Origin of the sequence: Bacillus solitudinis, from assembly GCF_002797395.1 — a bacterium.
Taxonomy (GTDB): domain Bacteria; phylum Bacillota; class Bacilli; order Bacillales; family Bacillaceae_D; genus Halalkalibacter_A; species Halalkalibacter_A solitudinis.
Genome location: NZ_KZ454943.1, coordinates 1462962 through 1487793, shown reverse-complemented (window position 1 = coordinate 1487793; position 24832 = coordinate 1462962). Strand labels below are relative to the sequence as shown.

Sequence of the window (24832 nt, the reverse complement as noted above, 5' to 3'; positions counted from 1 at the left end):
TACGTTTATGTTCCTCTCCATTTTCATCACATATTATGTTTTGAATTTTTCGCTTAACTTATTTATACTAATACCACGATTTTATAAAAGTTAAACAAAAAAATAATTATTTCTTTATTTTATTATCAAAATTTTTACAAGTTCAAAAAAGTTTAATCTGCAAGGTTGTGTCGTGTATTGTATAATGAAAGGAAATCTTTAAATACATAAGGAGGCTACCCTCTTGAAAGTGAAAAAAGCGATTATACCTGCTGCTGGGTTAGGAACGCGCTTCTTGCCTGCAACAAAGGCACAGCCAAAGGAAATGCTACCTATTGTCGATAAGCCGACAATTCAATATATAGTCGAGGAAGCTGTGGCTTCAGGAATTGAAGATATCTTGATTATTACAGGGCGAGGAAAACGAGCAATTGAAGACCATTTTGATAAAATGGTTGAGTTGGAAGAAGAATTAAAGCGAAAGAATAAAGAAGAACTACTTAAGACGGTTCAACAAAGCACGGATTTGCTAGATATTCATTATATCCGCCAAAAAGTGCCGGCTGGACTTGGACATGCTGTGTATTGTGCGCGTAAATTTATTGGCGATGAGCCGTTTGCTGTCCTTCTTGGAGATGATATCGTTAAAAGCGATGAAAAGCCTTGTTTGCAACAAATGATGGAGCTCTATGAAAAATATGAGAGTCCTATCATCGGTGTGCAGGAAGTACCGCTGGAGCAGGTAGAGCGTTATGGAATTGTGGATTGTGAGCCTCATGCAGAGCATGTTCATAAAGTAAACCGTTTAGTAGAGAAGCCAAATCGTGAACAAGCGCCATCAAACATTGCGATTATGGGACGCTATATTTTAACGCCGGATATTTTTGATATTCTAGAAAATACAACACCAGGAAAAGGATCAGAAATTCAATTGACGGATGCTTTGCAAACACTAAGCGAGCAACGCCAAGTGCTTGCTTATGAATTTTCTGGGACACGTTATGATGTTGGAGAGAAATTTGGTTTTATTAAAACAACGATTGAATTCGCGCTTGACCGTGAAGACTTAAAGGACGACATGGAAGGGTATATTAAGGAACTAGCTGCGAAACTTGAGCGAAACTAGTAGAGAAGGGCGTTAGATATGAAGGTAGGTATTATTGGAAATTATGGACATAACAACAATGGAGACGAAGCGATATTAACAGGTATTTTACACCAGTTAATAGTGCATGAAGGTATTGATAAAAGCGACATCGTTATTTTCAGTAATAACCCAGAAAATACTTATGAGCGCTATCAGATTCAGGCTGTGCCGCTTTTACACAAAAAAGGGAGCATCTTAAAATCAGGTGCGACGACAGTGAAGGAAAGCTATCGCATCATGAAAGATGTTGATCTTTTAATAATTGGTGGCGGAGGCCTTCTAATGGATATGTATAAGCGGGATGCCCCGCTTTATAGCGTGCTCGGCTTAACAGGGAAGAGAGCAGGCTGTCGTGTTGTTGTGTATGGTGTCGGTGCAGGTCCTATTCGCACAACACTAGGTCGTTTCTTCATTAAGAGGCTAACCAATGCGGCGGAGTCGGTGTCGGTTCGTGATCAAGATTCGAAAGCGTTGCTTGAGAAAATAGGAGTCCAGACGCCAGTTGAAGTTATTGGCGATCCGGCATTTTCTGTACCAGCGCCGATCACGCATCAGCCATCGTCTGCTATTAAAAAGGTTGGCGTTACAGCGGTTCCTTACTTTAGTGAGCACTATTGGCCAACGCCGGATGTTAAAAAGTACGAGGCGTATGTGTCAGGGATGGCAGCTCAGCTTGATAAGTTAGCAATTGAAAAGGATGTTGAGATAACTTTTTATTCAACGAAATACCCTGAGGACGTTCAGGTGACAAAGGATATTTTTGGTCAAATGACGGCAACTGAAAAGGTAACATTGAATGAAGAAAATCTTCACCCGACAGATATTGTTAAGCTTAGTGCCGAACAAGACTTAATCATTGGGACACGCTTGCATTCGTTAATTCTTTCCGTCGTTGCAGAAACACCGGTTATTGGAATTGGCTATCATCACAAGGTACTTGATTTTATGCAAGTGATGGGAATGCCATCACTTGGGGTAAATATTGAAAATGTGCAAAAGGATACAACGTCGATTATTGATGTTTTTAAAGGCTTGGAATCAAATTGGACCAACACACAAGGCGCTTTTGCTAAAGTATCTACCCAGTTAAAGAACGACGCTTTAAAAGGACTTAAGCAGTTGAAAAATAATGAGAAATGAATGGTGTGGGATTGATGATAGAAAAATATTTACCAGCTGAGCGAGCGAATCGCCTTTTGCTGCTGGCAATCACGTTATTACTAATATGGACTTCCATTGAACTGCAATTCACGAGAATCTGGGGTAATTATATTCCAGGTATCATTCGCTTGCCGGTTTCTTATGCAGGTGAAATGCTACTTGTGGCGATGGCGTTTTTGGTTGTTGTCCATCCGACAATTGGTCGAGGGCATTTACTAAAGAAAATGAAAAATCCGATAAATTTCAGTTTGTTGTTGTTTTTTGGATTTGCTGTTTTTAGCATGTTTATTAACAATGTGCCCTTTACGCAAGGTGTGTTCGGGGTTCGGGCAATCTTTCAATATGCGATTCTTTTTTATGTCTTGCTTGCGATTGATATACCCACAACTTGGGTTAAGAAAGTCTTTTATTTAATTGTTGGCCTTGGATTGTTTCAATCGATTATTGGTTTCTTGCAAATTATCTTTCTTGTCCCTCTACCCTTGCGAAGTGTATCTGAACGACGTAGTATTTCAGTGGGAGAAGAAGTTCGTGCATTCGGTTTAATGGATTCAAGTAATACATTAGCTGGTTTTCTCGTGGCTGTGTTATTACTCGTTGTACTTTACTTGTTTATTTTCCGAGCGGAGCTCTCTACGAAAGCGCAGCTTGTATTTCTAGTCATTGGTGTCGTATTGTTAGCGGCCATCGCGCTTACCTTTTCAAGACAAGCGTTTCTTGCGCTAATTGCTTGCTTAGGGTTAATCGGAATCATTTATCGGAAAAACAAAGCGTTTCGAATTTTATTGTTTAGCTCTATTGGTCTTGTGGTCTTATTTGTTATCGGATATGCGGGAGCACTCTTCTTTCTAGAAGGCTTTGCGCAGCGGAATCTGTACACGTTAGATTTATCAAAGAACTATCGCTATTTAATTGTACTGAGTGGGCTTGAAGTATTCATGCTCAATCCACTTGCTGGAGTCGGACCGGGAATGTTCGGAAGTAATGCAGCATTTGTCTTTAATTCACCTTTCCATCAATTTATGCATGAGGATTTACCAACAACGATGCGTACTGTTGATAATAACGCACTCTATGTGCTTGTTGAGTATGGAATTATCGGTGTGCTGCTGTTTGCCTATTTCTTTTTCCGCATCATTAAAGTCATGACGGTGTATTCAGAAAAAGCGACAGGGTCAATGCAACGTTGGGTTAGTTTATTTGTTGTGACGTTTGCGATTGCATTTTTGGTGATGGGCTTACTTTCAACTGCGTGGGAAAATCATCAAATTGCCATTTGGCTGTGGCTCTTCCTCGGTATCGGTTTGAACTGGTATAAAAAGGAGACTGGTAATGAGTAAGAAATTGCGAATTCTAGTATTAAGCAACATGTATCCCGGACCTCGTCAAGCGACGTTCGGGATTTTCGTTAAAAACCAAGTAGAAGCCTTGCGGGAAACAGGCGTAGAGGTTGATGTTGTCGCGGTTTCTGACCCTAGTATGGTTCGTCAGCGTGTAATAAAAAAGTATTTAACGTGGATGTTGCAAACAGGGGTGACGTTCTTGCGAAAAGGACGTAGCTATGATGTTGTCCATGCTCACTACGTCTTTCCCACGGGAATGCTCGCTCTTTTCTTTAAGAAATTCCTGAATACAAAGCTTATTGTGACGGCGCATGGTGGGGACATTGATCGGATGGCCAAAAAGAATGCCCGCATTCAAGCATGGACGAAACAAATTTTGACTGAAGCTGACCATGTGATTGCTGTTGGTAAAGAGCTTTATGAAACCATTCATACTGAGTACAATGTGGAAAAGGAGCGTATGTCGCTCTTAAATATGGGTGTTAATCGAACGGTTTTTCAGCCGATTAAGAAAGCTGAGGCCTTTGCCGCGCTTGAATTAAAAGAGGGAACAAGGCCACTCTTATTCATCGGTAATTTTATACCTGAAAAAGGAGTGCTCGAGTTACTTGAGGCCTATCGCTTGTTGAAGGAAAAGGATCCAGCACTCACACTTCATCTTGTCGGGAATCCCAAAAAAGACGAGTTTCTAGAACAAATGAAGTCCTTGATTACGAAACACGATATGAAAGAAGTTTTTATTTACCCCGCTGTTCCGCAAGCTGAACTAGCAATATGGATGTCAGCAGCTGAGGTCTTCGTTCTTCCTTCTCACTTAGAGGGCTTTGGCCTAGTTGCCCTTGAAGCAATGTCTTGTGGCACCCCAGTCGTTGGAACGAAGGTAGGTGGACTTCAGTACTTACTAGGAGACGGGCACGGTGTATTAGTTGAACCGAAAAATACTGCGTCGCTACAGCATGGAATCGAAGAGGTTCTCTATCAGCCTGAGCTTGCGACAACCTTGAAGGAAAAGGGATTTGCGCGCGCAGATGAACATGATCAGGAACGAATTCTGAAGAAGTTACTACTTCTTTACGGGGAGAAGGAGGGATAAACAATGGCAAAAAAAGCAAAACAAAAGAAAGTTCTTTTTATCTCATCAATTGGTGGGCATTTAACGCAGCTTTTGCAACTAAAACCGTTATTTGAAAAATATGAGTACCATCTTGTCACGGAGAAATCGAGCATCACCGAGGAACTGAAAAAGGATCATCCGACCTCACTTCTCGTCTATGGTGCAAGAAACTATCCAGTGAGCTATTTTTTTAAATTTGCATTTAACTGCATGAAGTCGCTGGTCATCTTTTTAAGGGAACGTCCAGACGTGGTTGTAACAACGGGAGTCCATACGGCTGTGCCGATGTGTTATATAGCAAAGCTGTTTGGTAAGAAGGTCATTTTTATTGAAAGCTTTGCGAAAACAACAACACCAACGCTATCAGGACGAATGGTTTATCCGATTGCCGATTTATTTATCGTTCAGTGGGAATCGATGAAAAAGGTTTATCCAAAGGCAGTTTATGGGGGGTCAATCTATTGATTTTCGTCGTACTAGGAACGCATGAGCTCTCATTTCATCGCTTGCTTCAGGAAGTTGAACGACTACAAGAGCAAGGGACAATCCAAGATGAAATCGTTGTTCAGCTCGGGCACACAATCTATCAATCAGACAAAATGAAGCTAATTCCATTTATGAATTATTCCGAAATGGAACGGTACTTTGAAGAGGCTGACCTTGTGATTACCCATGCTGGAACCGGATCGATTATTACGGGTGTAAAAAAAGGTAAAAAGGTGATTGCTGTAGCAAGACGTGCAGCCCATCAAGAGCATAATGATGACCATCAAGTGGAAATTGTCGAACAGTTTACGAATACAGGCTATATTCTCGGTATGACTGAGGTTGATGAGCTCGAAAGTAAACTTGCTGAAGTTGAAAGCTTTCAACCGGCACCATTTCAAAGTGGTCGCGAACAAATGTTGAAGTTGATAGAAAACTTCATTGATGGGAAAAGCTAGATTGTTAGGAAAAAGCATGGCTTAGGTGGAGAGAAAGTAGGGGAAGTAGACGTGAAAGGTAAATCGCTCATTGCGGTCATTGGGGCCGTAGCGGTCATTAACTTAGGATCACGTTTTATTGGATTTTTACGTGAAGTGATTATTGGGTATCAGTTCGGAACGTCGTATGTCGCCGATAGCGTTGTTACGGCGTATACGTTACCGAACTTTTTTTACGTTGTCGTTGGTGGTGCGATTACGACAGCGTTCATTTCGATTTATAGTAAAATGGGTCATCCATTGGAGCGAGAGTATTTTTTGCAGACGGTGTTTTCATGGCTTACCGTTGGATTAGTTGGCTTCACCGTACTGCTGATGGTTTTCTCAGAACAGGTCATATCATTGATATTCAGGGGGTTAACAGGGGATGAGCTTGCGCTAACGAGTGAGTTGTTTGTGATTATGGCTCCCTCGACCTTTTTCCTTGTTTTATCGATGTGGTTAACAGGAATATTAAATGTAAATGAAAAATTTAAAATGGCTACGGCGTCCACGTTTGTTATGAATGCAAGCTTTGTTGTACTTGTGGTGATTCTTTATCCTTTTATCGGTGCGTATGGACATGCGTATGGCGCGATTATTAGTGCATTTATTATGGTCGTGATGCTCGTCTATCTTGTCCGTAAAGGGAATTTTCTTAGATTTCGCTTCTCCTTTAAAAGCAATAAGGAAATGACAAAATTGTTGAGACTCGGTTTGCCAATATTATTAGGTGGGGCAACGTTGCAGCTCTATTTCCTTATTCATCGCGTCTTTGCATCAGAGCTAGAGGACGGGATGATAGCGGCGCTAAATTACTCGTCGAAAATTGTTCAGCTTCCTCAAAGTGTGTTAATGACTGCTGTGACGACGGTCGTTTATCCCCTTTTAGCTAAAAAGGTTGCAGCGAATGAGCATGCTGATATTGCTGGACTTTATCAAAAGGGATTGCGAATGCTTGTACTTACGATTATCCCTGCGACGATTTTTTCACTCTTTTTTGCGGAAGAAATTTTCATCGCAGTGTTCGAGTACGGTCAATTTAATAGAGAGTCGACGCTTATTGCCGCACCGCTTTTTCAGTTGCTTGTGTTTGCAATGTTTGCTCACTCAGCTAATTTGTATGTAACACGTTTCTTTTATGCGAGAGAAAAGTCTGTCCTTCCTGTGACGTTAAGTGTCATTTCAGTGCTGGGAATTAATGTCATTTTAAATATTGTTTTAATGGAACGATTCGGGGCACTTGGCTTAGCGGCTGCTACATCAATTAGTGCGTTATGTAATTTTTTATTCTTAGTTATTGCAGCTAAATTCGTGTTACAATTAAAGATGTTCAAGCGGGGTTCAGGGAAATCAACCCTTAGCTTAATGGTCCTCTTTGGTGGACTAGCTCTTGCATTATTTGGTGTGAAAGTGTTGATGCCAATTGAGTTTCCAATTTTAACATTAAGTGTGGGACTAGTTGTAACGATTATTGTTTTTGCTGGTCTAGCGAGAATTTTGAAACTTCCAGAGATTGAGCAACTTCAGTCTGTGGTGAGAAGAAAACTATTGAAACGTGGTTAGATTTAATAGATATGAAGAGGTGAACCGAATGAGGAAGTTGAAAGTAGCAGGCATGGCACTTCTAGGTGTGATTCTTCTTGTAGGGTGTTCGGACGCAGGTGCTTCCACAGCAGACGAAGTGGCAAGTGCTGAGTGGGTAGACGTTCAAGTAAAGGAAGTTAATTCAAAGGCGAAGGCCGCAGAGGATCGGGTGATGAAGCTTGAGGCGGATATTAATGCTCTAAAGGGACAACCAGCCTCTTCTCCATTTACAGATATTAAGACTGATTATTTTGCTATTGATGAAATTATATACTTAAGTGAACGAAATGTTATTAGGGGTTATAGTGATGGAACCTTCAGACCGAATCAAACAATTACTCGTGCTCAAACAGCAAGTATGCTCGTTCGTGAGCTTAAACTAACGGCACCAAGTGATTACGAGTTGAAAGCAACCGATGTTTCAAAAGATCACCATACGTATGAGCAGCTTCGCGTTCTTGAATATCATGGATTGATGTCAGGTCGTGACGGCAAAATGCTACCAGGTGACGGTTTGAAACGTTCACAGATGGCAGTGCTGTTAACGCGCGCGTTTAATTTATCAGCGGCTGATCAAACGTATACATTTACTGATATTGATAGTGACTATCCGAACTTTGCGCAAATTAACACAATTGCGCATCATCGCATTACAACGGAAGCTGGAAAAGCATTCCGGCCAAATGAAACGACAACCCGTGCTCAGTTCTCGCTCTTTTTAGCAAGAACCATCCACGAACCATTCCGACCATAAAACAAACAGGAGTGCAGCGCCTCATAGGCAATGCACTCCTGTTTTGAATTTTTAAAAAAAGGGCAAGATTTTTTAACGATTCAGGAAAAATTTTTGAATGGACTCAAAAGTTTATGAAGAGCTTGTTCATGGAGGGGCAAGGACGCTGCACACTGCAGTGTCTTCGCTCCGTGCTCATAAGAAAAAGCTGCACAGCAGCTTCTTCTTATGGTTGTCCAATTTTGATTCCGGTGTAGTAATGTTTTAAAATTTCATCATATGTTTTGCCGGCTTCAGCCATTCCACGTGCACCCCATTGGCTCATGCCAAGGCGATGCCCCCAACCGCTTCCGGTAAATGTGTATGCTGACGCGGTAGTTGGGTAGGATATAGTAGATGTGGTGGTGCGGACGGTAAGATTGTTACTTTGGATTTTAGACTGACCACTCGCTGTTTGTAGCGTTGCCCCATATGTGTAATCTACCTTCTGATTAGAGCCATTTGCTGTCTTAACTAAAGCCGAGCTGTCTGTTGAAGCGACGTTAAAATAAATACTCTTTAATGATCCCCCTAAAGTGGAACGTAGCGAATCAGGGGTCGACCCCGTTTTCGGTAACGTTACTTTAACGATTTCGCCTGTAGCTGTGCGAACACCTGTTGCAACGATTTTCTGTACACTTTTGGCTTGACTCGTTCGTTCGGTCACTTCAAGGTCGGTTAGGCGAGTGCCAGAGCCAAAGACCGCTTGTTCAATATTGCTTCGGTCCATTGTTGTTGTCCATGAACGGTTTGAATTTGATGTATGCAAATCATAAGGGTCATGAACTGCTTTGATATACGATAATTGGCTTGTCCAAACGTTCTCACTATTTTCGGTATATCCCCCAGAGCTTGAGTGGAAAAAGGCATTAATGATCTTCCCAGTTGAGGTAAGCGCATATTGTCCTCTTGTATCGCGAACTGCTTGATTTGTCCGAGTGTGTTCTCCAGCTTTCCCACCGTATACTTGGTTGGCAATTGTATCAACTAAAAACTCATTGTTGGTCATTTGAATACGTGCATAATTCCGTGCGGCGATAGCTTGTGCCTTTAGTGCTTCAGAATGCCACGATGCAGGCATTTCACGCGGAACGACACCTAGAATGTAATCTTCAATATGAAGTAAGTTATAAAGCGTAAGACGATCTTTTCCTGGTTCTACAATAAACGATCCGCGATAGTCAGCTGTAACAAATTGTGAACTTTGTTGGACAGATGTTATCGTGAGAAATTTCAATTCAGGGTTGAAAACTTCTTGAAGTTCAAACCCTTTATTTGAAGTGTATTCTCTATCGCCAACTCTTACGGTCACTTGGTTCGGTGTATGTCTAAATTGAAGGTCCCCAGAATAGAGTACTTCTTTCTGATTGTCGACGTTTAATAGGCGATAAGTGCCAGTGGTCTTCACATTAAAGTTAATGGAAGGGATAAGCTTTACTTTAACTGGCGTGTCGTATGTAACGACCGTATTGGCGAAAGTCGCACCAGGAAAGAGAAGCAGACAGATCGGAAACAAAGCAATTATCATCCATTTCAATATCTTCATTATTCGGTCTCCTACTTCGAGTTATTTTTCAATTCTTCGACTTGCATTTCAAGATCCGCGATGCGTGTTTCTAAGGTATCGATGCGATCTTTGAAAGGTTTGACTTGATTTAGTACCCAATCAACACTTGCTAAAACAGGTTGAGTGTTCGCTAATGTAGTAGTTGTAGCAGTACCGATGGCAAGAAACGCAACGAGACTAGCAATAATTAATCGTTTCCTCATGACGTGAAAAACCTCCTTAATAGACTAGTTTGATTATAACAAAATAAGGGAAGATTCATAGAGTCTATCGTTAGAAAAAATAGATTCATTGAAAAAATTGTATAATCTTGTTACCTTAAGTAGACGTCAAGCGTTAAATAGACAGTGTGAAAATGTGTATAAGTTATGAAACTCAAAAAAACATAAACAGATTCAGATTCTATGTGGTATAATCCATCTTGTTATGTTTTGTGCAAGGGCCTATATTCCGTTCTCATAATAGGAATTATTTTGCTTAAACACAGCACTTGAAAAAGTTGAAATTTACATGCTTTAAGATTGTTATTAATGGAGAAGGTATATATTAAGGAGGGTAATTATGATCGGGTTGGCGTTAGTGGTTTGTTTTATCGTCACGGTACTCATTACACCATTGGTACGAAAACTGGCGATAAAAATTGGAGCAACGGATAAACCAAATCATCGTAAAGTACATCAAAAAGTAATGGCACGTTTAGGCGGGCTTGCAATATATATTGGTTTTCTTGTTGGCTTTATTATTTCGCAGCCGGAAAGTCCTTACTTAATCCCAATTTTAATCGGGAGCTTTATCATCATTCTAACGGGATTCTTAGATGATATGATTGAGCTTTCTGCTAAGTGGAAGTTATTAGGTCAAATCCTTGCCGCACTCATTGTCGTATTAGGCGTTGGTGGTTCTGCGGTTCAAGTTCAATTTATTAACTTACCGTTTGACGGTCGTCTTGAATTAGGATGGTTCAGTATTCCATTAACTATTCTCTGGATTATCGGAATTACGAATGCGATTAATTTAATTGATGGGTTAGACGGGCTCGCTGCAGGGGTTTCGGCAATTGTATTACTAACCATTTCATCACTAGCAGTTATTGAAGGCGACTTGTTTGTTGCTGCACTTGGTGCGATTTTACTTGGAAGCACACTTGGTTTCTTAATTCATAACTTTAATCCGGCAAAAATTTTCATGGGAGACACTGGAGCATTGTTTCTAGGCTATATGATTGCCGTTATCTCCTTACTCGGATTTAAAAATATCACAGTGTTCTCATTATTAGTTCCGGTTATTATTTTGGCAGTGCCAATTTCAGATACATTCTTTGCGATTATTCGTCGCATTGTGAACAAGCAGCCGTTATCGGCTCCAGATAAGTCACATTTGCATCATTGTTTATTACGTTTAGGATTTTCTCATCGTAAAACAGTATTAGTAATTTATGCGATGAGTGCATTTTTCGGGTTAGCAGCCATTGTACTGACACAATCAACATTATTGGTAACATTTTTCATCATGGCGGTTATCTTAATTATGATTGAGTTAATTGTTGAGCGTGTGGGCTTGGTCAGTTCTTCCTATCGCCCGATGATTAAGTTCATTCGACGATTGGCTAATACGAAACGAGCTTCTTAATTCATGAATTTGAGGATATATCAACAGGTTGTGATTAACCTGTTGATATATCCTTTTTTTTGTAAAAAAAACCCCCGCACAATGGCGAGGGCACTATAAAATCTATTATGGTGTTGTTTCAACGTCCGGAGCAATACCAAGGTGAACACGCATCACCCTTGAAGCTGTTTCTAAGGAAACATCATCGAGTTCGTAGTAAGCAACTCCACCGATTCTTGAATTAACCCCTTCAATATTGATGTTTTCAATATTGTTAATCGCACCTGCATAGGAATGAAGGGCAACCATGTTTCCAAAGCTCATGTTTGTCGTCATATGCGTACCGACAGACTCAATTACATCATCATAGCTTGTAATGGATGTAAGAGACGCTCCTTTTTTAATAATGGCTTTAATGACTTCTTGTTGTCTCATGCCACGTCCAATATCGCCAAGTGGATCCTTTTTTCTCATTCTTACGAAGGCCAGTGCTTCTTCACCATCTAACGTCTGCATTCCCTCATTTAAAGTAATCGCTCCATGGTTACCGCTGCTGTCCTGCTCTGAGAAAGTAAACGGAACATCTAGCTCCACGCCACCTAAGGCATCGATAATTTCAACGAATGCATCAAAGTTTAATTTCACATAATAATCAACAGGAATATCAAGTAGGTTTTCGACGGTGCTAACAGCAAGGTCAAGCCCACCAAATGCATGAGCATGATTAATTTTATCTTTACTGGAACGACCTGGGATTTCCACATAGGAATCACGGGGGAGACTTAATATTTTAATGCTTTTGTCTTTTTGATTGAATGTGGCTAATAGGAGGGCATCTGTTCTTCCGTCGAGATTTCCGTCGCGGTCATCGACACCGAGGAATAGAATAGAAATGTTATCTTTGCTTGGACTAACAGCAACATCCCGTTTTTCAGACTTTCCACCACGATCTAAAACTTGTTGTGCACCTGACGTCACGTTAGAGAGCTTGTAAATAAAATAACCAGCAGCTCCACCAAACACAAGCAGTGACAGGATACCTAGCACCATAATTGAACGCAAAAGACGTTGCGTCCTCGTTTTGCGGCGCTTTACTCTTGATTGCGACATCGCAATACCTCACTTCACGATTAAAATACTGTTCCTCTTGCGAACAAATATAGACAGAAGTCTACACTTCTCCCATAATATCGGAATTTGGTAGGTTCGTAAAGAGGCAATAATATGATCAAAGTCTTAGAATCTTCCTATTAAATAAGAGGCTTACAAAATGAGAGATTTCTCGTGAAGACCTCTTTTTCTAATCCCTCTTCCTAGGTATCAATTAAGCTGACTGCTAATATAGTTAAAAATGAAAAGAATTGTATATTGTGTGATGGTACACAAAGGAGTAAAGTTAATAGGTAAAAGTAACGGTTATAAAAGTTTATTAATGGGAAAATGGAGTTGGACATCAAGTGAAAACAAATTTAATTTATTATGTAGGTTTAATATTAGTCGCAGTTATCTGGGGTGCGAATTTTGGAATTTCACGTTGGGCGATGGATGTGTTCTCGGCTGAAATCTTTGTGTTTATCCGTTTTGGATTAGCGATCCCGCTTTTATTTTTGCTCCTTAAGCTTCTCGAAGGCAGTGTGAAAGTGGAGCTTCGTGATTTAGTGAAGCTTGCAGTTATTGGCTTTTTTGGTGTTGCAGTGCTTGAGCTGCTCGTGATGTATTCAATTAAATATACGACACTCGCGAATGCCTCTTTATTAAATGTGGCGCCTTGGCCAATCTTTGTTGCGCTGTTTGCTCCTTTATTTACAAAAGAGGTGCTAACACGGAAGGTTGTCGTCGGTGGCGCGTTAGCTTTATTAGGGGTAGCCTTGATTATTTTAGGGGGGAAGGATAGCCTCGATTTATCATCTCAGTATATGATCGGTAATTTCCTCGCTTTAGCGGTAAGTCTAATAGGTGCTTTATTTAATTTAGCCTGTATGCCTTTAATGAAAAAGTACTCACCCATACGTGTGACGACGTGGTACATTTTCTTTGGAACGTTAACCTTATTCCCCTTCACGCTTGGGGGATGGAGCGAAGTTAATTGGTCAGGGTTGACGTTACCAGTTTGGGGAGCGATTGCTTTTAATGTCTTGCTTTGTACAGTATTTGCCTTTATCGTCTGGAACTTTTCGATGAACCGTGTCGGCGCCACAAAATCAAACTTCTTCCGATATGTTGTCCCAGCAGCTGCAGCTGTCACAGGTGCATTGTTTTTCGGAGAGTCGATTATGCTAACGCAAATAATTGGTGCCTTTATCATCATGTCTGGCTTAACATGGATTGGACTTGAGAGAAAGCAGAATGAACCAATTGCAGGATCAAAGGTAAAAAAAGTGATTTAACTGAGTAAAGGAGAGAGGTCTCGCAAAGCGAGGCCTCTTTTTGTATGGTGCTGATGATTAGGGGAGACGGTGAGCAGAGTCATAGGCATAGTGTGGGCTGAGTTGTGAGAGTTGCTGAAAAAAGAGGAGGAGTTGCCGAAAAGGAGAGGGAAGTTGCTGAAAAAAGAGGCGGAGTTGCCGAAAAGGATGGGAAAGTTGCTGATAAAGCAGTTGGAGTGGCTGAAAAGAGTGTCAAAGTTGCCGAAAACCGAGGAGTTGCTGAAAAAGGAGGCGGAGTTGCCGAAAAGGAGAGGGAAGTTGCTGATAAATCGGTCGGAGTGGCTGAAAAGAGAGCCAAAGTTGCTGAAAACCGAGAAGTTGCTGAAAAAAGAGGCGGAGTTGCTGAAAAGGAGGCGGAAGTTGCTGATAAATTGGTCGAAGTGGCTGAAAAGAGAGCCAAAGTTGCCGAAAACCGAGGAGTTGCTGAAAAAGGAGGCGGAGTTGCCGAAAAGGAGAGGGAAGTTGCTGATAAATCGGTCGGAGTGGCTGAAAAGAGTGTCAAAGTTGCCGAAAACCGAGGAGTTGCTGAAAAAGGAGGCAGAGTTGCCGAAAAGGAGAGGGAAGTTGCTGATAAATCGGTCGGAGTGGCTGAAAAAAGTGTTAAAGTTGCCGAAAACCGAGAAGTTGCTGAAAAAGGAGGCGGAGTTGCCGAAAAGGAGAGGGGAGTTGCGGATAAATCGGTCGGAGTGGCTGAAAAGAGTGTTAAAGTTGCCGAAAACCGAGAAGTTGCTGAAAAAGGAGGCGGAGTTGCCGAAAAGGAGGCGGAAGTTGCTGATAAATCGGTCGAAGTGGCTGAAACGAGTGTCAAAGTTGCCGAAAACCGAGCAGTTGCTGAAAAAGGAGGCAGAGTTGCCGAAAAGGAGAGGGAAGTTGCTGATAAATCGGTCGGAGTGGCTGAAAAAAGTGTTAAAGTTGCCGAAAACCGAGAAGTTGCTGAAAAAGGAGGCAGAGTTGCTGAAAAGGAGTGGGAAGTTGCTGATAAATCGGTCGGAGTGGCTGAAAAGAGTGTCAAAGTTGCCGAAAACCGCCCACCCAGCCTCCCACTCCACGCCGCAGCGTAGGCACTCCCCACTCCCCGCAGCAGAAAGAGCGCCACACTTGCATGGGCGCTCTTTCTGCTATGAATACGCTGCGTGTCTCACACATCGGTTTCTAGATACTCAACCTCGCCCTTTTCAATTGTGGCTTGGCCGTTCGTTAGATTTGTCATCCATTCGGTAAACGTATCGACGCTTGCGACCTCGACGTAGGCTTGGACATCGACCTGATCGAGGTAGCTGATTTCTTTAAGCTGATAGGGGGATTGGCGAAGTTCATTTTCTACCTTGCCGAGCCAGTGGTAGTCGATGTTCGTATGAATGATTTGCATAAGCTGGCAGTTCACGACCCCGACAGCGTTTAAGCCTTCACTCACTGAGCTACCATAGGCGCGAATCAATCCTCCTGCTCCAAGTTTAATCCCACCAAAGTAGCGGGTGACGACGACGACGGTATCCTTTAGCTGACGTTTCTTTAACACTTCAAGCATCGGGACGCCTGCTGTTCCGCTGGGTTCCCCGTCGTCATTTGCTTTTTGGATGTGATCTCGCTCACCAATTAAGTATGCGGAGCAATTGTGATTGGCATTCCAGTGCTCTTTTTTTAGGCCTTCTATAAAGTTTTGAGCCTCTTCTTCCGTCGTTGCCCGCATAAAGTGAGCAATGAACCGTGACTTTTGGATAACAATTTCGTGTGTTCCATTGCCTTTTACGGTTTGGTAGCTTGCTAGCATAGCGGCCTCCTTGAAATTTTGACAGTTTTACAAATGTCAGAAATCATTATGTAATATAGGTTTGTTACGATAGACATGTCAACAAATACCTGTTCTCGTTATATAGCCTTAACCCTAATTGCTTACTCTAAAGACTAGACCGATAGTTGCGAGGTTTCTACCCCACACTGTTTATCGTGCTCGAAAAACGTAGAAAAGCAGTCAATAATACTGAAAAGAAGAGTATTACTTGACAAAATGTTGTAAGATAAGGATAGCGGAAACTTTTAGATGAAGCAATAAATAAAGAAATGTTTCCTTGACCATTCGTGACCTACGTCACGACAAAAGGGTGATAGGCTTGTTTGACAAAACTACGTTAGATAAAATAATAAATAAAACGTTAGATACAGTGGGAGAGAGTCGCGAGCAAATCTTTGAAATAGGGGAGAAGTCAAGACAGGAGTACAATACTCTTGAAAAAGAACTAATGGATGTCCGTTTAAAGGTTGCTAGCATTATTGAAAAATCAGATAGGACGCAGCTACACGCCCGATTTGCGAGGACCCGGTTAGCAGAGGTAAGTAAGTCTTTTGACCGGTATTCGAGTGAGGAAGTCAAGAGTGCCTATGAGCAGGCGAACAACTTTCAAATTCAGTTAGCTGTCCTCCAGCAAGAAGAAGTTCAGCTTCGTGAACGCCGTGATCGTACGGAGCGTCGTCTTCATACGTTAAAAGACACGATTGAACGGGCTGAACAGCTTGCAAGTCAAATGTCTGTTGTTTTTAATTTTCTCTCAAGTGATTTGCAGCAAGTAAATGAAGTGCTTGAAGATGCACGAGAAAAGCAAGCATTTGGTCTTAAGATTATTGAAGCACAAGAGGAGGAGCGGAAACGCCTTTCTCGAGAAATTCATGATGGTCCTGCTCAAATGATGGCAAATGTCTTACTTCGATCTGAGCTAATTGAACGAATTTATCATGATAGAGGAATTGAAGAAGCCTTAAATGAGATTCGTGACCTACGAAAGATGGTAAAAAACTCCCTTGCTGAAGTGAGGAGAATTATTTACGACTTACGACCAATGGCTTTAGACGATCTCGGTCTCATTCCAACTTTGGAAAAATACTTAAAAACATTTGAGGAACATATTCAAGTCCCAATAGCCTTTCGACACTTTGGAAAAGAACGTCGCTTAGATCAAAAGTTTGAGATTGCTCTGTTCCGACTCGTTCAAGAAGCAGTTCAAAATGCCCATAAGCATGCAAAACCAACAGAAATCCAAGTGAAAATTGAAATCAAGCCAACAAAGGTTATAATGATAATTAAAGATGATGGTGTTGGTTTTGACACGTCTTCGAAAAAAGAAGGATCCTTTGGTTTAATCGGCATGAAAGAACGAGTAACGATGTTAAAAGGGGAACTAACAATTCAATCAAAAGTAAATGTAGGAACCGTCGTGTTAATAGACATACCTTTTTCTTCGATTGGCTAGTCAGAACAGTGTATTTAGTAGAGTCAAAATTACGGAGAGGTGGATCTGGATGAACGAAACATTAAAAGAAACAATCCGAATTGTGATTATCGATGACCATGAATTATTTCGCGAAGGTGTAAAGCGAATATTAGCAATGGAGGAAGGCTTCGACGTCGTCGCTGATGGAGAAGATGGTTCGCAAGCGATGGACTTAGTCGCTAATTACCGTCCGGACGTCATCCTTATGGATATTAATATGCCAAAAGTAAATGGTGTAGAAGCAACACGTGAGTTAATTGCTTCATACCCTAACATAAAAGTGTTAATTTTATCGATACATGATGATGAGACGTATGTAGCGCATGTGTTAAAAACCGGTGCGTCTGGATACTTACTGAAGGAAATGGATGCAGGTGCGTTAATTGAAGCGGTTAGAGTTGTTGCATCAGGTGGAGCTTATATTCATCCAAAGGTTACACATAATCTTATTAAAGAATATCGTCGTCTGGCAACAGAAGATGATCAACATGAGGATTCTATTGGTTTCCGTGAAGTTGAATATCGCAAGCCACTGCATATTTTAACGCGTCGTGAGTGTGAAGTTCTTCAGCTTATGACAGACGGGCAGAGCAACCGTACAATTGGTGAATCCTTATTTATTAGTGAAAAAACGGTTAAAAACCATGTAAGTAATATTCTCCAAAAAATGAGCGTTAATGACCGAACGCAAGCTGTTGTGGAAGCCATTAAAAAAGGCTATGTTATCGTTCGCTAGATGAGTGTAAGATGATAAAATAAGAGATAGCGGATTAAATCCGTTATCTCTTATTTTTTTGAATAAAAGACCGCTTTGCAACTTTTTCGATGAGGTGATAATGTGTCCACGCAAGCTTCTTCTCGTTCTCTAGAACAGTTTCTCCACGGTAGGCGACTTCTTCGCAAGGAACTTCCTTTTTCAGAAAATGTCTTAGAAACCTACGAAAGTAAAGGCCAACTTAACAAAGAACCCGCGCTTCTTACAACAAATGGCGAGTGCCTTTGTGATCGCTGCGGAAATAAGAATGCGCAGCTCTTTTTCTCGCATCCTTGTGCAAGATGTAACCGAGACTGTACGTATTGTCGCCACTGTCTTTCGCTCGGGAAAGTAATGAGCTGCGATTATCTCTACAGCTGGACTGAAACAGTTACCCCCGATCCTTGTAATATTCAATCAAGCCTTATCTGGGACGGAGAGTTATCTTCAGGACAAATGAAAGCGTCCGAAGCGGTTAGCGAGGCCATTCAAACCAAGGAAACACTGCTAGTCTGGGCTGTTTGTGGTGCTGGAAAAACAGAGGTGTTATTTCAGGGGCTCGAACATGCATTCTCAAAAGGGGACCGCGTTTTGCTTGCGACGCCAAGAACCGATGTGGTGAAAGAGTTAGCACCACGTTTAAAGCAAGCGTTCCCCTCCGTTTCGATCGCTGCTCTTTATGGTGGAAGTGAGAACCAAGACCCTGCAGCTCCGTTTATTATTGCTACAACTCATCAAGTGATGCGCTATTATCGCGCATTTGATGTTGTTATCATCGATGAGGTCGATGCCTTTCCGTACTCCTTTGACAAAAGCCTTCAATATGCTGTAGCCCAAGCAAAAAAGCCTACCTCAGCAACAATATACTTAAGTGCCACCCCAAGTGTTACCTCTAATCTCAATGTGATTAAAATTCCGAAACGGTACCACGGCTTTCCCTTACCTGAACCAACCTTTTCATGGTGTGGTCATTGGAAGAAAGCACTACAAAAGCAAAAGCTCCCCCGCAATGTCCTAAACTGGCTTACCACTCGCAAAGAAAAGCCTGTCTTTTTATTTGTCCCCTCAATTAACGTTCTAGAACAAATCTCAACTGCCCTTGAAAAAGAAGGATTACCTCATAAAGCTGTGCACGCTAAGAACCCAGGGCGCCATCAGTCTCTTGAAGCTTTTCGAAAAGGAGAGCTGAAACTGCTCGTAACGACAACCATTTTAGAGCGTGGTGTTACGATTGCTAATTTAGATGTAGCAGTACTTGGTGCAGAAGAGGATGTATTCACAGAAGCGGCATTAGTGCAAATAGCCGGTCGCGTCGGTCGAAGCAAGGATTACCCGCAAGGAGATATTTGCTTTTTTCATTATGGAAAAACAACAGCGATGCGTGCAGCTCTAAATCATATCAAGCAAATGAACAAGGAGGGGTTTCTGTGATAATTTGCTTATGTTGCAACGAGCGCTTTGCTGAAAAGCCCACATGGAGAGCTTTGTTTCTTCATGAGCCTCAAGCGAGATTGTGTAACCGCTGCGAGCAACAGCTATGTCCAGTCTCGGAAGTAGCCTGTCAAATTTGTAGCCGCTCACTAGATAAGCTTTCTCCCGAGCAATATCAAGATGGCATTTGTTATGATTGCCTTCGTTGGGAAAAAGATGAACGAACAAAGGGATTACTTGAGAGGAATGTATCTCTGTTTGAGTATAATTCTTTTTTGAAGGAATGGCTGACGATGTATAAATTTCGTGGTGATGCGGTCATTGCAACATACTTTGCTAGTAAGCTAAAAAAAGTTTATCACGAAAAGTTTAGTGAATATCTCCCTGTTCCAATTCCCTTACATGAGGAGCGCTTAATGGAACGCGGCTTTAACCAAGCAGAGCTCTTCATGAAAGGGTGGGCAGAACCTTATCCCTTACTCGTGAGACAGCTCGACTCAAAACAAAGCAAAAAGACAAGACAGGAACGCGTGCAACAAGTTCTTGCCCCAGTTTTTTCTCTTAACAGAGAAGTAATTCTACCAAAATCGAATATTGTTCTGATTGATGATATTTATACGACAGGAACGACGCTAAGACAAGCGGCAGTTACGTTAAAGAAGTTTGGGATTAGTAAAGTTGCTTCAATAACTGTAGCAAGAGCATAATTACACTAGTATATTCGACAAAAATCGATATAATGATAATAAAAGAGAGAGGGGAGATAGCAATGAAGGATGTAGCAAATTGCCCTAAGTGTGGAACGCTATTTGTTAAGGCACTTCGGCCCATATGTAATAGCTGTTTTACAGAACAAGAAAAAAATTACGAAAAGGTCTCCACATTCATGCGTAAAAAACAAAATCGAATGGCCTCCATTCGAGAACTTCATGAAAAAACGGAAGTGCCACTAGAGCAGATTCATCAATTTGTCCGAGAAGGTCGCCTACTTGCGAAGAGCTTTCCTGGGCTTGGCTATCCATGTGAGTCATGTGGAGAACTGATTCAAGAAGGCAGAATTTGTGCCACGTGTAAGGGGAATATTACAGGTGGACTGGAAAAGCTTGACCGCGAAAGTCAATTTGAATCACAAAAAGAAGAAAAACGTAAAGCCGAAGCGAAAGAAAAATTCACGGCGTACCATTCTCTTAATGATCGTTTTAAAAAATAGTTAACATCATCCGAAAACGTGCCGATATAAGGAGTATATATCGGTGCGTTTTTTTGTAAATGTAGAAGATTAGCTATAAACTAAATACGACAGTATATGAAAGGGTGAGAAGATGAAGATTAATCCATATCAATCCGTCCAGCAAAATCAATACCGGAAGCAGGTTGAAAAGTCAGAAAAACTAGCGGAAACCAACACAAAACGGGATAAGCTTGAAATCTCAAGTAAGGCCCTTGAAATGCAGCAGGGAAATCGAATCGAAAAAACACGCCTTGAAAAAGTAGAAGACTTAAAAAAGCAAATTGAGTCGGGGGACTATAAGGTCACTCCTCAAGCGATTGCCAGTAAGTTCTATGATTATTGGAATAAGTAGAAAACAAGTGAGAGGAGGGGGTAGTCATGTCTGCTAAGCAAATTATTCAATCTTTAGCTGAACTAATACGCGTACATCAACAATTAAACGAAGCGGCTATAAAGAAAATGGATTTTATTAAAAAAGGAGATATGTCTGCCCTCGAGACACTTGTTCGCGAAGAGTCAAAGCTAGTCAGTAAACTGCGAATAACTGAGCTTATCCGTGAAAAGCAGGTTCTAACGTTTTTCAACGAACAGGGAAAGGTAACAGAGGACGTAACGATTGGTGCGATGTTGCCACTATTAAATGAGGATGAGCAATCCACCTTAGCAAAGCTCCAAAAGGCTTTAGTTCAGGAAGTGACGATTCTCAAACGTCAAAATGAACGAAATCAATCATTAGTAGAAGAATCATTACGGTTTGTGAACCTTTCCCTCGATTTGTTAATGCCAAGTGCAGAGGATATTAGCTATACACGACCACATGAGCGCGAAGATCAAGCAACGGATTATAAACATTCAACCTTTGATTCAAGGGCGTAAGAAGAGAAACGGAGGATTTTAGATGACTTCAACATTTCATGGACTTGAAACGGCACGACGGGGGATGACGACCCAGCAGTATGCGCTACATACAACAGGTAATAATATCTCAAATGCAAATACACCGGGATACACTAGACAGCGTGTCAATTTTCAGCCAACAGAGGCTTATCCCGCTGCAGCGCGAAATGCACCGAGTATGCCTGGTCAAATAGGAACAGGGGTAAAGGCTGGGTCCGTTCAACGTGTCCGTGAGCAGTTTCTTGACGTTCAATACCGCAATGAAAATAATAAAACGGGGTATTGGGAATCAAGAACGGTTGCCCTTGAAAAGATGGAGGATATCCTTGATGAGCCATCAACAAGTGGGCTTTCCTCACAAATTGACCGCTTCTGGACGTCATTGCAGGATTTATCTGTCGATCCTGAGGATGCTGGGGCAAGATCCGTTGTAAGACAACGTGGACTTGCAGTAGCAGAGACATTTAACTATCTACATGACTCGCTTTCGACAATTCGCACAGATTACAAAAATGAAATAGATGTGACCGTTACTGGATTAAATTCGATGATTGACCAGTTAAACAATGTGAATAAACAAATTCGTGAAACGGAGCCACATGGCTATGTGACGAATGATTTATATGATCAGCAGGATAAACTTCTTGACCAAATCTCATCGATTATTGATATCCAAGTGCAACGAGAAAAAAGCCCAGGCATGCCAAATGCTGCAGCCGAGGGAGCCGTAACGCTTTCAATGCGTGCCCCTGATGGCTCGATGATTACCTTAGTAAATGGAACCGATGCGGAAGCGGTACGGAAAATAGAAGTTGAGTATAACGCTAGTGGGGATGCAGTTCAACAGCTTCATGTGAAAGATAAGGATGGAGCGGACTTAGATCCGCCAGCTGAGATGGGGTTCTCCTCTTTTTCACGCGGAGAATTAAAAGGGATGGTTGAAGCTTTCGGATATCATGTGGACCCTGCAGATGCGACGTCGGCTGTAAAGGGAACCTACCCTGACATGCTTGCTTCTATAAATGAGATGGCCTTCCAATTTGCAACAGAAATTAATAATATTCATAAAATTGGATTTACCCTGCCTAATTTAACAGGTGTGACGAATCTTGGCAGTGACTTCTTCAAAGATAACTTTGATATGACTAATGCTGCAAAAAATCTCAAACTTGATGATGCGATTCTAGCAAACTTGGATAATATTACAGCAGCTGGTGTGAATAAGGATGCATTAACGGCACAGGCAAGAAGTGACTACGAAACGTTAATGGCAAACTCGAACAAAACACAAGCTGATTATGATAATATCCGCTCGCTTCTAGCAGACCCAGCAAGTTTTAATGGTAAAGCCAAAGCATTTTCTGGGGACGGATCGAATGCAAAGCGTTTAGCTGATGTAAAGGATACGTTGCTCAACTTCGGCGGTGCCTCTTCAACGGTTACGAGCTTCTATCAAGGGGTAATCGGTCAAATGGCGGTTGATACACAGGAAGCTGCAAGAATGATGGATAGCTCTGATGCCCTTCGTTATAGTGTCGATACACGTCGTCAGTCAGTGAGTAATGTTTCCTTAGATGAAGAAATGACGATGATGATTCAATTCCAGCATGCGTATAATGCAGCAGCAAGAAATATAACGATGGTAGATGAAATGCTCGATAAGATTATTAACGGTATGGGTCTCGTCGGCCGGTAAAGGATAGGTGAAGGATAATGCGTGTAACACAAATGATGCTCTCAACAAGTACACTTCGTCATATTAGTCAGGGCTACAACCGTCTTAGCGTAGTTCAAGATCAGTTATCAACAGGAAAGAAAATTGTTCGAGCCTCTCAAGATCCGGTCGTGGCGATGAAAGGGATGCGCTATCGTTCTCAAGTAACCGAGGTCGAGCAATTTCAACGAAACCTTCGCGAAGTATATAACTGGATGGATACAGCGGATAGTACACTAGGGGAAGCAACGGATTCTCTCGCTCGAATCCGAGAACTTGCAACACAAGCATCCAATGATACGTACGAAGGAACACAGCGTGCCAATGTTGCCAAAGAAGTAAAGCAGCTTCGTGAGCATTTACAGTCATTAGCAAATACGAAAAACAGTACCAAATTCATCTTCAACGGAACAGATACCACAAACCCGCCAATTATCGATATGGAAAAGATGGACAAAGGAATCACTGCTCTGTTTGAAGCGGGAGCGAACCTTGATAGCATGGATGTGACCTATGCAGGGAAAACCTTCCGTGTAGTGAACGATGACGGGGCTGGTACATTAACATTTCAGGATGTTCGTCAAACCGTTCCGGCGTTTGGTGACGCCAATTTTGATGAAGAAGCAGTTCAGCTTAAAATAACAAATGACTCTGTGACGTTCTCTGAGAAAAATAAGAATCCAAACGAATCAGCGCCAGTAACAAAATCGGTTCGTACAGATGATGTGATTGTTTCAGACCGTGATGCGGTGTCAGCAAATACGCAAACCGTCGAAATTGAACTGTTAAAAGGGGTCTCAATCCCAGTAAACGTCAATCCGGCTAGTGTATTTAGTAACGCATTATTCGGAGATATCATTCGACTTGAACGTGCACTTGAAAACCCGGAAATCACGGGTAAAGAACTAACGTCTTATATCGATGATTTCTATGGTCATATCGACCAATTTGTAGCGGAACGCGCCGAGCTTGGAGCAAGGGTCAACCGTGTTGAAATGATTGAAAACCGGTTAATGCAACAGGATGTTAACGCGAAACGAATCATGTCTGACAACGAAGATGTGGATATGGAAAAGGTCATAATCGACTTGACGATACAAGAAAGTGTTCACCGTGCCGCATTGGCATCGGGAGCTCGAATTATGCAACCGACGTTGATGGATTTTCTGAGATAATTTTTCTGAACCACAGTAGATAAAAACTGAAGTTAGGACATCTTTTTGAGGGAGGGTTCGCTGTGCAAGTGCCACATCTTGATATTCAATCAAATGATGCGTATATAGGTCTGCGTTCACAGCGGCCGGGTCCGCAAATTCGGCAGCATCAAGCTGATTTGCAAATTCGTCAACAGCATTCAAGCATTGAGATTAGCACAACGGCATCAAAGCTCTATATTGACCAAACCGAAGCCTTTGCTGATGCGAATTTAAAATCACCATTACGAATGGCAAATGAATTCTGGGCAAAGTCGGAAAGCCATGTTGCGCAGCATATTGCAAAGCGCTCGCAGCAAGGCGAGATGATGAAGAAAATTGAAAATGGCTTTGGCGCATTTGCTCAAATTGCAAAAGCGAATAGCGAAAAGCCGATGAAACAAGTAGTTCTCGGTTCGATGCCAAAGTCTGCGTTTCATGTGAAGTTTGATTATCAGCCAGCTGAAGTGAAGGTTCATGCTCCTACCAAACAACCTGAGATTACAGTGAATAGACGTGATCCAGATATTCAAATACCGAAATGGCAGACGGAGACGTATGTACGACAGAAGAATAGTATTTCGTTTCAGGCTGTGGGGATGGCTGTGAATCAAGGGTTATAAGAGTGACTTTTCCGTTTTGAACGGTTCAGGGCGCAATGATAGTTGCTACATCTTTTG

25 protein-coding genes are annotated in these 24832 nt (G+C 41.8%); 21 read left to right on the top strand and 4 right to left on the bottom strand.

Features of this window, described 5'->3' with window-relative positions; all coding sequences use genetic code 11:
• Nucleotides 1-223 precede the first annotated feature (223 nt).
• Genes galU through CEF19_RS07220 form a run of 8 tightly spaced genes read left to right on the top strand, consistent with a single transcriptional unit; the run spans nucleotide 224 to nucleotide 8047 of the window.
• Nucleotides 224-1105, top strand: a complete 882-nt coding sequence (gene galU, locus CEF19_RS07255; protein ID WP_100405480.1) for a UTP--glucose-1-phosphate uridylyltransferase GalU — start codon at nucleotides 224-226, stop codon at nucleotides 1103-1105.
• An 18-nt stretch (nucleotides 1106-1123) separates the two neighbouring features.
• Nucleotides 1124-2266 (top strand): polysaccharide pyruvyl transferase family protein, encoded by a 1143-nt coding sequence (locus tag CEF19_RS07250; protein ID WP_100405479.1) that lies wholly within the window; start codon nucleotides 1124-1126, stop codon nucleotides 2264-2266.
• Between the two features lie 14 nt (nucleotides 2267-2280).
• Nucleotides 2281-3627 (top strand): O-antigen ligase family protein, encoded by a 1347-nt coding sequence (locus tag CEF19_RS07245; RefSeq protein WP_157800895.1) that lies wholly within the window; start codon nucleotides 2281-2283, stop codon nucleotides 3625-3627.
• Nucleotides 3620-4723, top strand: a complete 1104-nt coding sequence (locus CEF19_RS07240; RefSeq protein WP_227521938.1) for a glycosyltransferase — start codon at nucleotides 3620-3622, stop codon at nucleotides 4721-4723. Before CEF19_RS07245 ends, CEF19_RS07240 begins: the two co-directional genes overlap by 8 nt.
• 3 nt (nucleotides 4724-4726) lie before the next feature.
• A complete protein-coding gene (pssD, locus tag CEF19_RS07235; protein WP_100405477.1) occupies nucleotides 4727-5209 on the top strand; it encodes a PssD/Cps14F family polysaccharide biosynthesis glycosyltransferase in 483 nt (160 codons plus the stop codon).
• Nucleotides 5206-5688 (top strand): PssE/Cps14G family polysaccharide biosynthesis glycosyltransferase, encoded by a 483-nt coding sequence (gene pssE / locus CEF19_RS07230; RefSeq protein WP_100405476.1) that lies wholly within the window; start codon nucleotides 5206-5208, stop codon nucleotides 5686-5688. The genes pssD and pssE overlap by 4 nt, the downstream gene beginning before the upstream one ends.
• A gap of 51 nt (nucleotides 5689-5739) precedes the next feature.
• Nucleotides 5740-7272 carry a murein biosynthesis integral membrane protein MurJ gene (gene murJ, locus CEF19_RS07225; protein ID WP_100405475.1) on the top strand — a complete coding sequence of 511 codons (1533 nt, stop codon included), beginning with the start codon at nucleotides 5740-5742 and terminating at the stop codon, nucleotides 7270-7272.
• 28 nt (nucleotides 7273-7300) lie between these two features.
• Nucleotides 7301-8047 (top strand): S-layer homology domain-containing protein, encoded by a 747-nt coding sequence (locus CEF19_RS07220; RefSeq protein ID WP_100405474.1) that lies wholly within the window; start codon nucleotides 7301-7303, stop codon nucleotides 8045-8047.
• Between the two features lie 205 nt (nucleotides 8048-8252).
• Here CEF19_RS07220 and CEF19_RS07215 read toward each other — a convergent pair whose 3' ends face one another.
• Together CEF19_RS07215 and CEF19_RS07210 are read right to left on the bottom strand one after the other, a co-directional pair.
• The gene (locus tag CEF19_RS07215; RefSeq protein ID WP_100405473.1) at nucleotides 8253-9611 is read right to left on the bottom strand and encodes a SpoIID/LytB domain-containing protein; all 1359 of its coding nucleotides are present in this window, start codon (nucleotides 9609-9611) and stop codon (nucleotides 8253-8255) included.
• Between the two features lie 11 nt (nucleotides 9612-9622).
• Nucleotides 9623-9835 carry a hypothetical protein gene (locus CEF19_RS07210; RefSeq protein WP_100405472.1) on the bottom strand — a complete coding sequence of 71 codons (213 nt, stop codon included), beginning with the start codon at nucleotides 9833-9835 and terminating at the stop codon, nucleotides 9623-9625.
• Between the two features lie 358 nt (nucleotides 9836-10193).
• On the opposite strand from CEF19_RS07210, the gene CEF19_RS07205 reads away from it, so the two are divergent.
• Complete coding sequence (locus CEF19_RS07205; protein ID WP_100405471.1) at nucleotides 10194-11261, top strand: glycosyltransferase family 4 protein; 1068 nt, start codon at nucleotides 10194-10196, stop codon at nucleotides 11259-11261.
• Nucleotides 11262-11366: 105 nt separating this feature from the next.
• Here the strand turns inward: CEF19_RS07205 and CEF19_RS07200 are convergent, their stop codons facing one another.
• The gene (locus CEF19_RS07200) at nucleotides 11367-12350 is read right to left on the bottom strand and encodes an LCP family glycopolymer transferase (RefSeq protein WP_100405470.1); all 984 of its coding nucleotides are present in this window, start codon (nucleotides 12348-12350) and stop codon (nucleotides 11367-11369) included.
• Nucleotides 12351-12697: 347 nt separating this feature from the next.
• Between CEF19_RS07200 and CEF19_RS07195 the strand changes: the two genes are divergently transcribed.
• Complete coding sequence (locus CEF19_RS07195; RefSeq protein WP_100405469.1) at nucleotides 12698-13627, top strand: DMT family transporter; 930 nt, start codon at nucleotides 12698-12700, stop codon at nucleotides 13625-13627.
• Nucleotides 13628-13731: 104 nt separating this feature from the next.
• Nucleotides 13732-14727, top strand: a complete 996-nt coding sequence (locus tag CEF19_RS07190) for a hypothetical protein (protein WP_100405468.1) — start codon at nucleotides 13732-13734, stop codon at nucleotides 14725-14727.
• A gap of 77 nt (nucleotides 14728-14804) precedes the next feature.
• On the opposite strand, the gene CEF19_RS07185 is transcribed toward CEF19_RS07190, so the two are convergent.
• Nucleotides 14805-15437 carry a YigZ family protein gene (locus tag CEF19_RS07185; RefSeq protein ID WP_100405467.1) on the bottom strand — a complete coding sequence of 211 codons (633 nt, stop codon included), beginning with the start codon at nucleotides 15435-15437 and terminating at the stop codon, nucleotides 14805-14807.
• Between the two features lie 340 nt (nucleotides 15438-15777).
• Here CEF19_RS07185 and CEF19_RS07180 point away from each other — a divergent pair, with 340 nt between their 5' ends.
• The 10 genes from CEF19_RS07180 to CEF19_RS07135 all read left to right on the top strand — a co-directional run bounded on the left by CEF19_RS07180 (nucleotide 15778) and on the right by CEF19_RS07135 (nucleotide 24775).
• Nucleotides 15778-16911 carry a sensor histidine kinase gene (locus CEF19_RS07180; RefSeq protein ID WP_100405466.1) on the top strand — a complete coding sequence of 378 codons (1134 nt, stop codon included), beginning with the start codon at nucleotides 15778-15780 and terminating at the stop codon, nucleotides 16909-16911.
• Nucleotides 16912-16960: 49 nt separating this feature from the next.
• Entirely contained in the window at nucleotides 16961-17668 is a 708-nt protein-coding gene (locus CEF19_RS07175) for a response regulator transcription factor (protein ID WP_100405465.1), read from the top strand.
• Nucleotides 17669-17770: 102 nt separating this feature from the next.
• The gene (locus tag CEF19_RS07170) at nucleotides 17771-19117 is read left to right on the top strand and encodes an ATP-dependent helicase ComFA (RefSeq protein WP_100405464.1); all 1347 of its coding nucleotides are present in this window, start codon (nucleotides 17771-17773) and stop codon (nucleotides 19115-19117) included.
• On the top strand, nucleotides 19114-19824 hold the full coding sequence (locus CEF19_RS07165) for a ComF family protein (RefSeq protein WP_100405463.1): 711 nt from the start codon (nucleotides 19114-19116) through the stop codon (nucleotides 19822-19824). Before CEF19_RS07170 ends, CEF19_RS07165 begins: the two co-directional genes overlap by 4 nt.
• Nucleotides 19825-19886: 62 nt before the next feature.
• Nucleotides 19887-20327 carry a TIGR03826 family flagellar region protein gene (locus CEF19_RS07160; RefSeq protein WP_100405462.1) on the top strand — a complete coding sequence of 147 codons (441 nt, stop codon included), beginning with the start codon at nucleotides 19887-19889 and terminating at the stop codon, nucleotides 20325-20327.
• Nucleotides 20328-20439: 112 nt separating this feature from the next.
• A complete protein-coding gene (gene flgM / locus CEF19_RS07155; protein ID WP_100405461.1) occupies nucleotides 20440-20700 on the top strand; it encodes a flagellar biosynthesis anti-sigma factor FlgM in 261 nt (86 codons plus the stop codon).
• A gap of 26 nt (nucleotides 20701-20726) precedes the next feature.
• Entirely contained in the window at nucleotides 20727-21224 is a 498-nt protein-coding gene (locus tag CEF19_RS07150; protein ID WP_100405460.1) for a flagellar protein FlgN, read from the top strand.
• Between the two features lie 22 nt (nucleotides 21225-21246).
• Nucleotides 21247-22941 (top strand): flagellar hook-associated protein FlgK, encoded by a 1695-nt coding sequence (gene flgK / locus CEF19_RS07145; RefSeq protein ID WP_100405459.1) that lies wholly within the window; start codon nucleotides 21247-21249, stop codon nucleotides 22939-22941.
• 17 nt (nucleotides 22942-22958) lie between these two features.
• Complete coding sequence (gene flgL, locus CEF19_RS07140) at nucleotides 22959-24134, top strand: flagellar hook-associated protein FlgL (RefSeq protein ID WP_100405458.1); 1176 nt, start codon at nucleotides 22959-22961, stop codon at nucleotides 24132-24134.
• 62 nt (nucleotides 24135-24196) lie between these two features.
• Nucleotides 24197-24775 (top strand): DUF6470 family protein, encoded by a 579-nt coding sequence (locus CEF19_RS07135; protein WP_100405457.1) that lies wholly within the window; start codon nucleotides 24197-24199, stop codon nucleotides 24773-24775.
• Nucleotides 24776-24832: the final 57 nt, after the last annotated feature.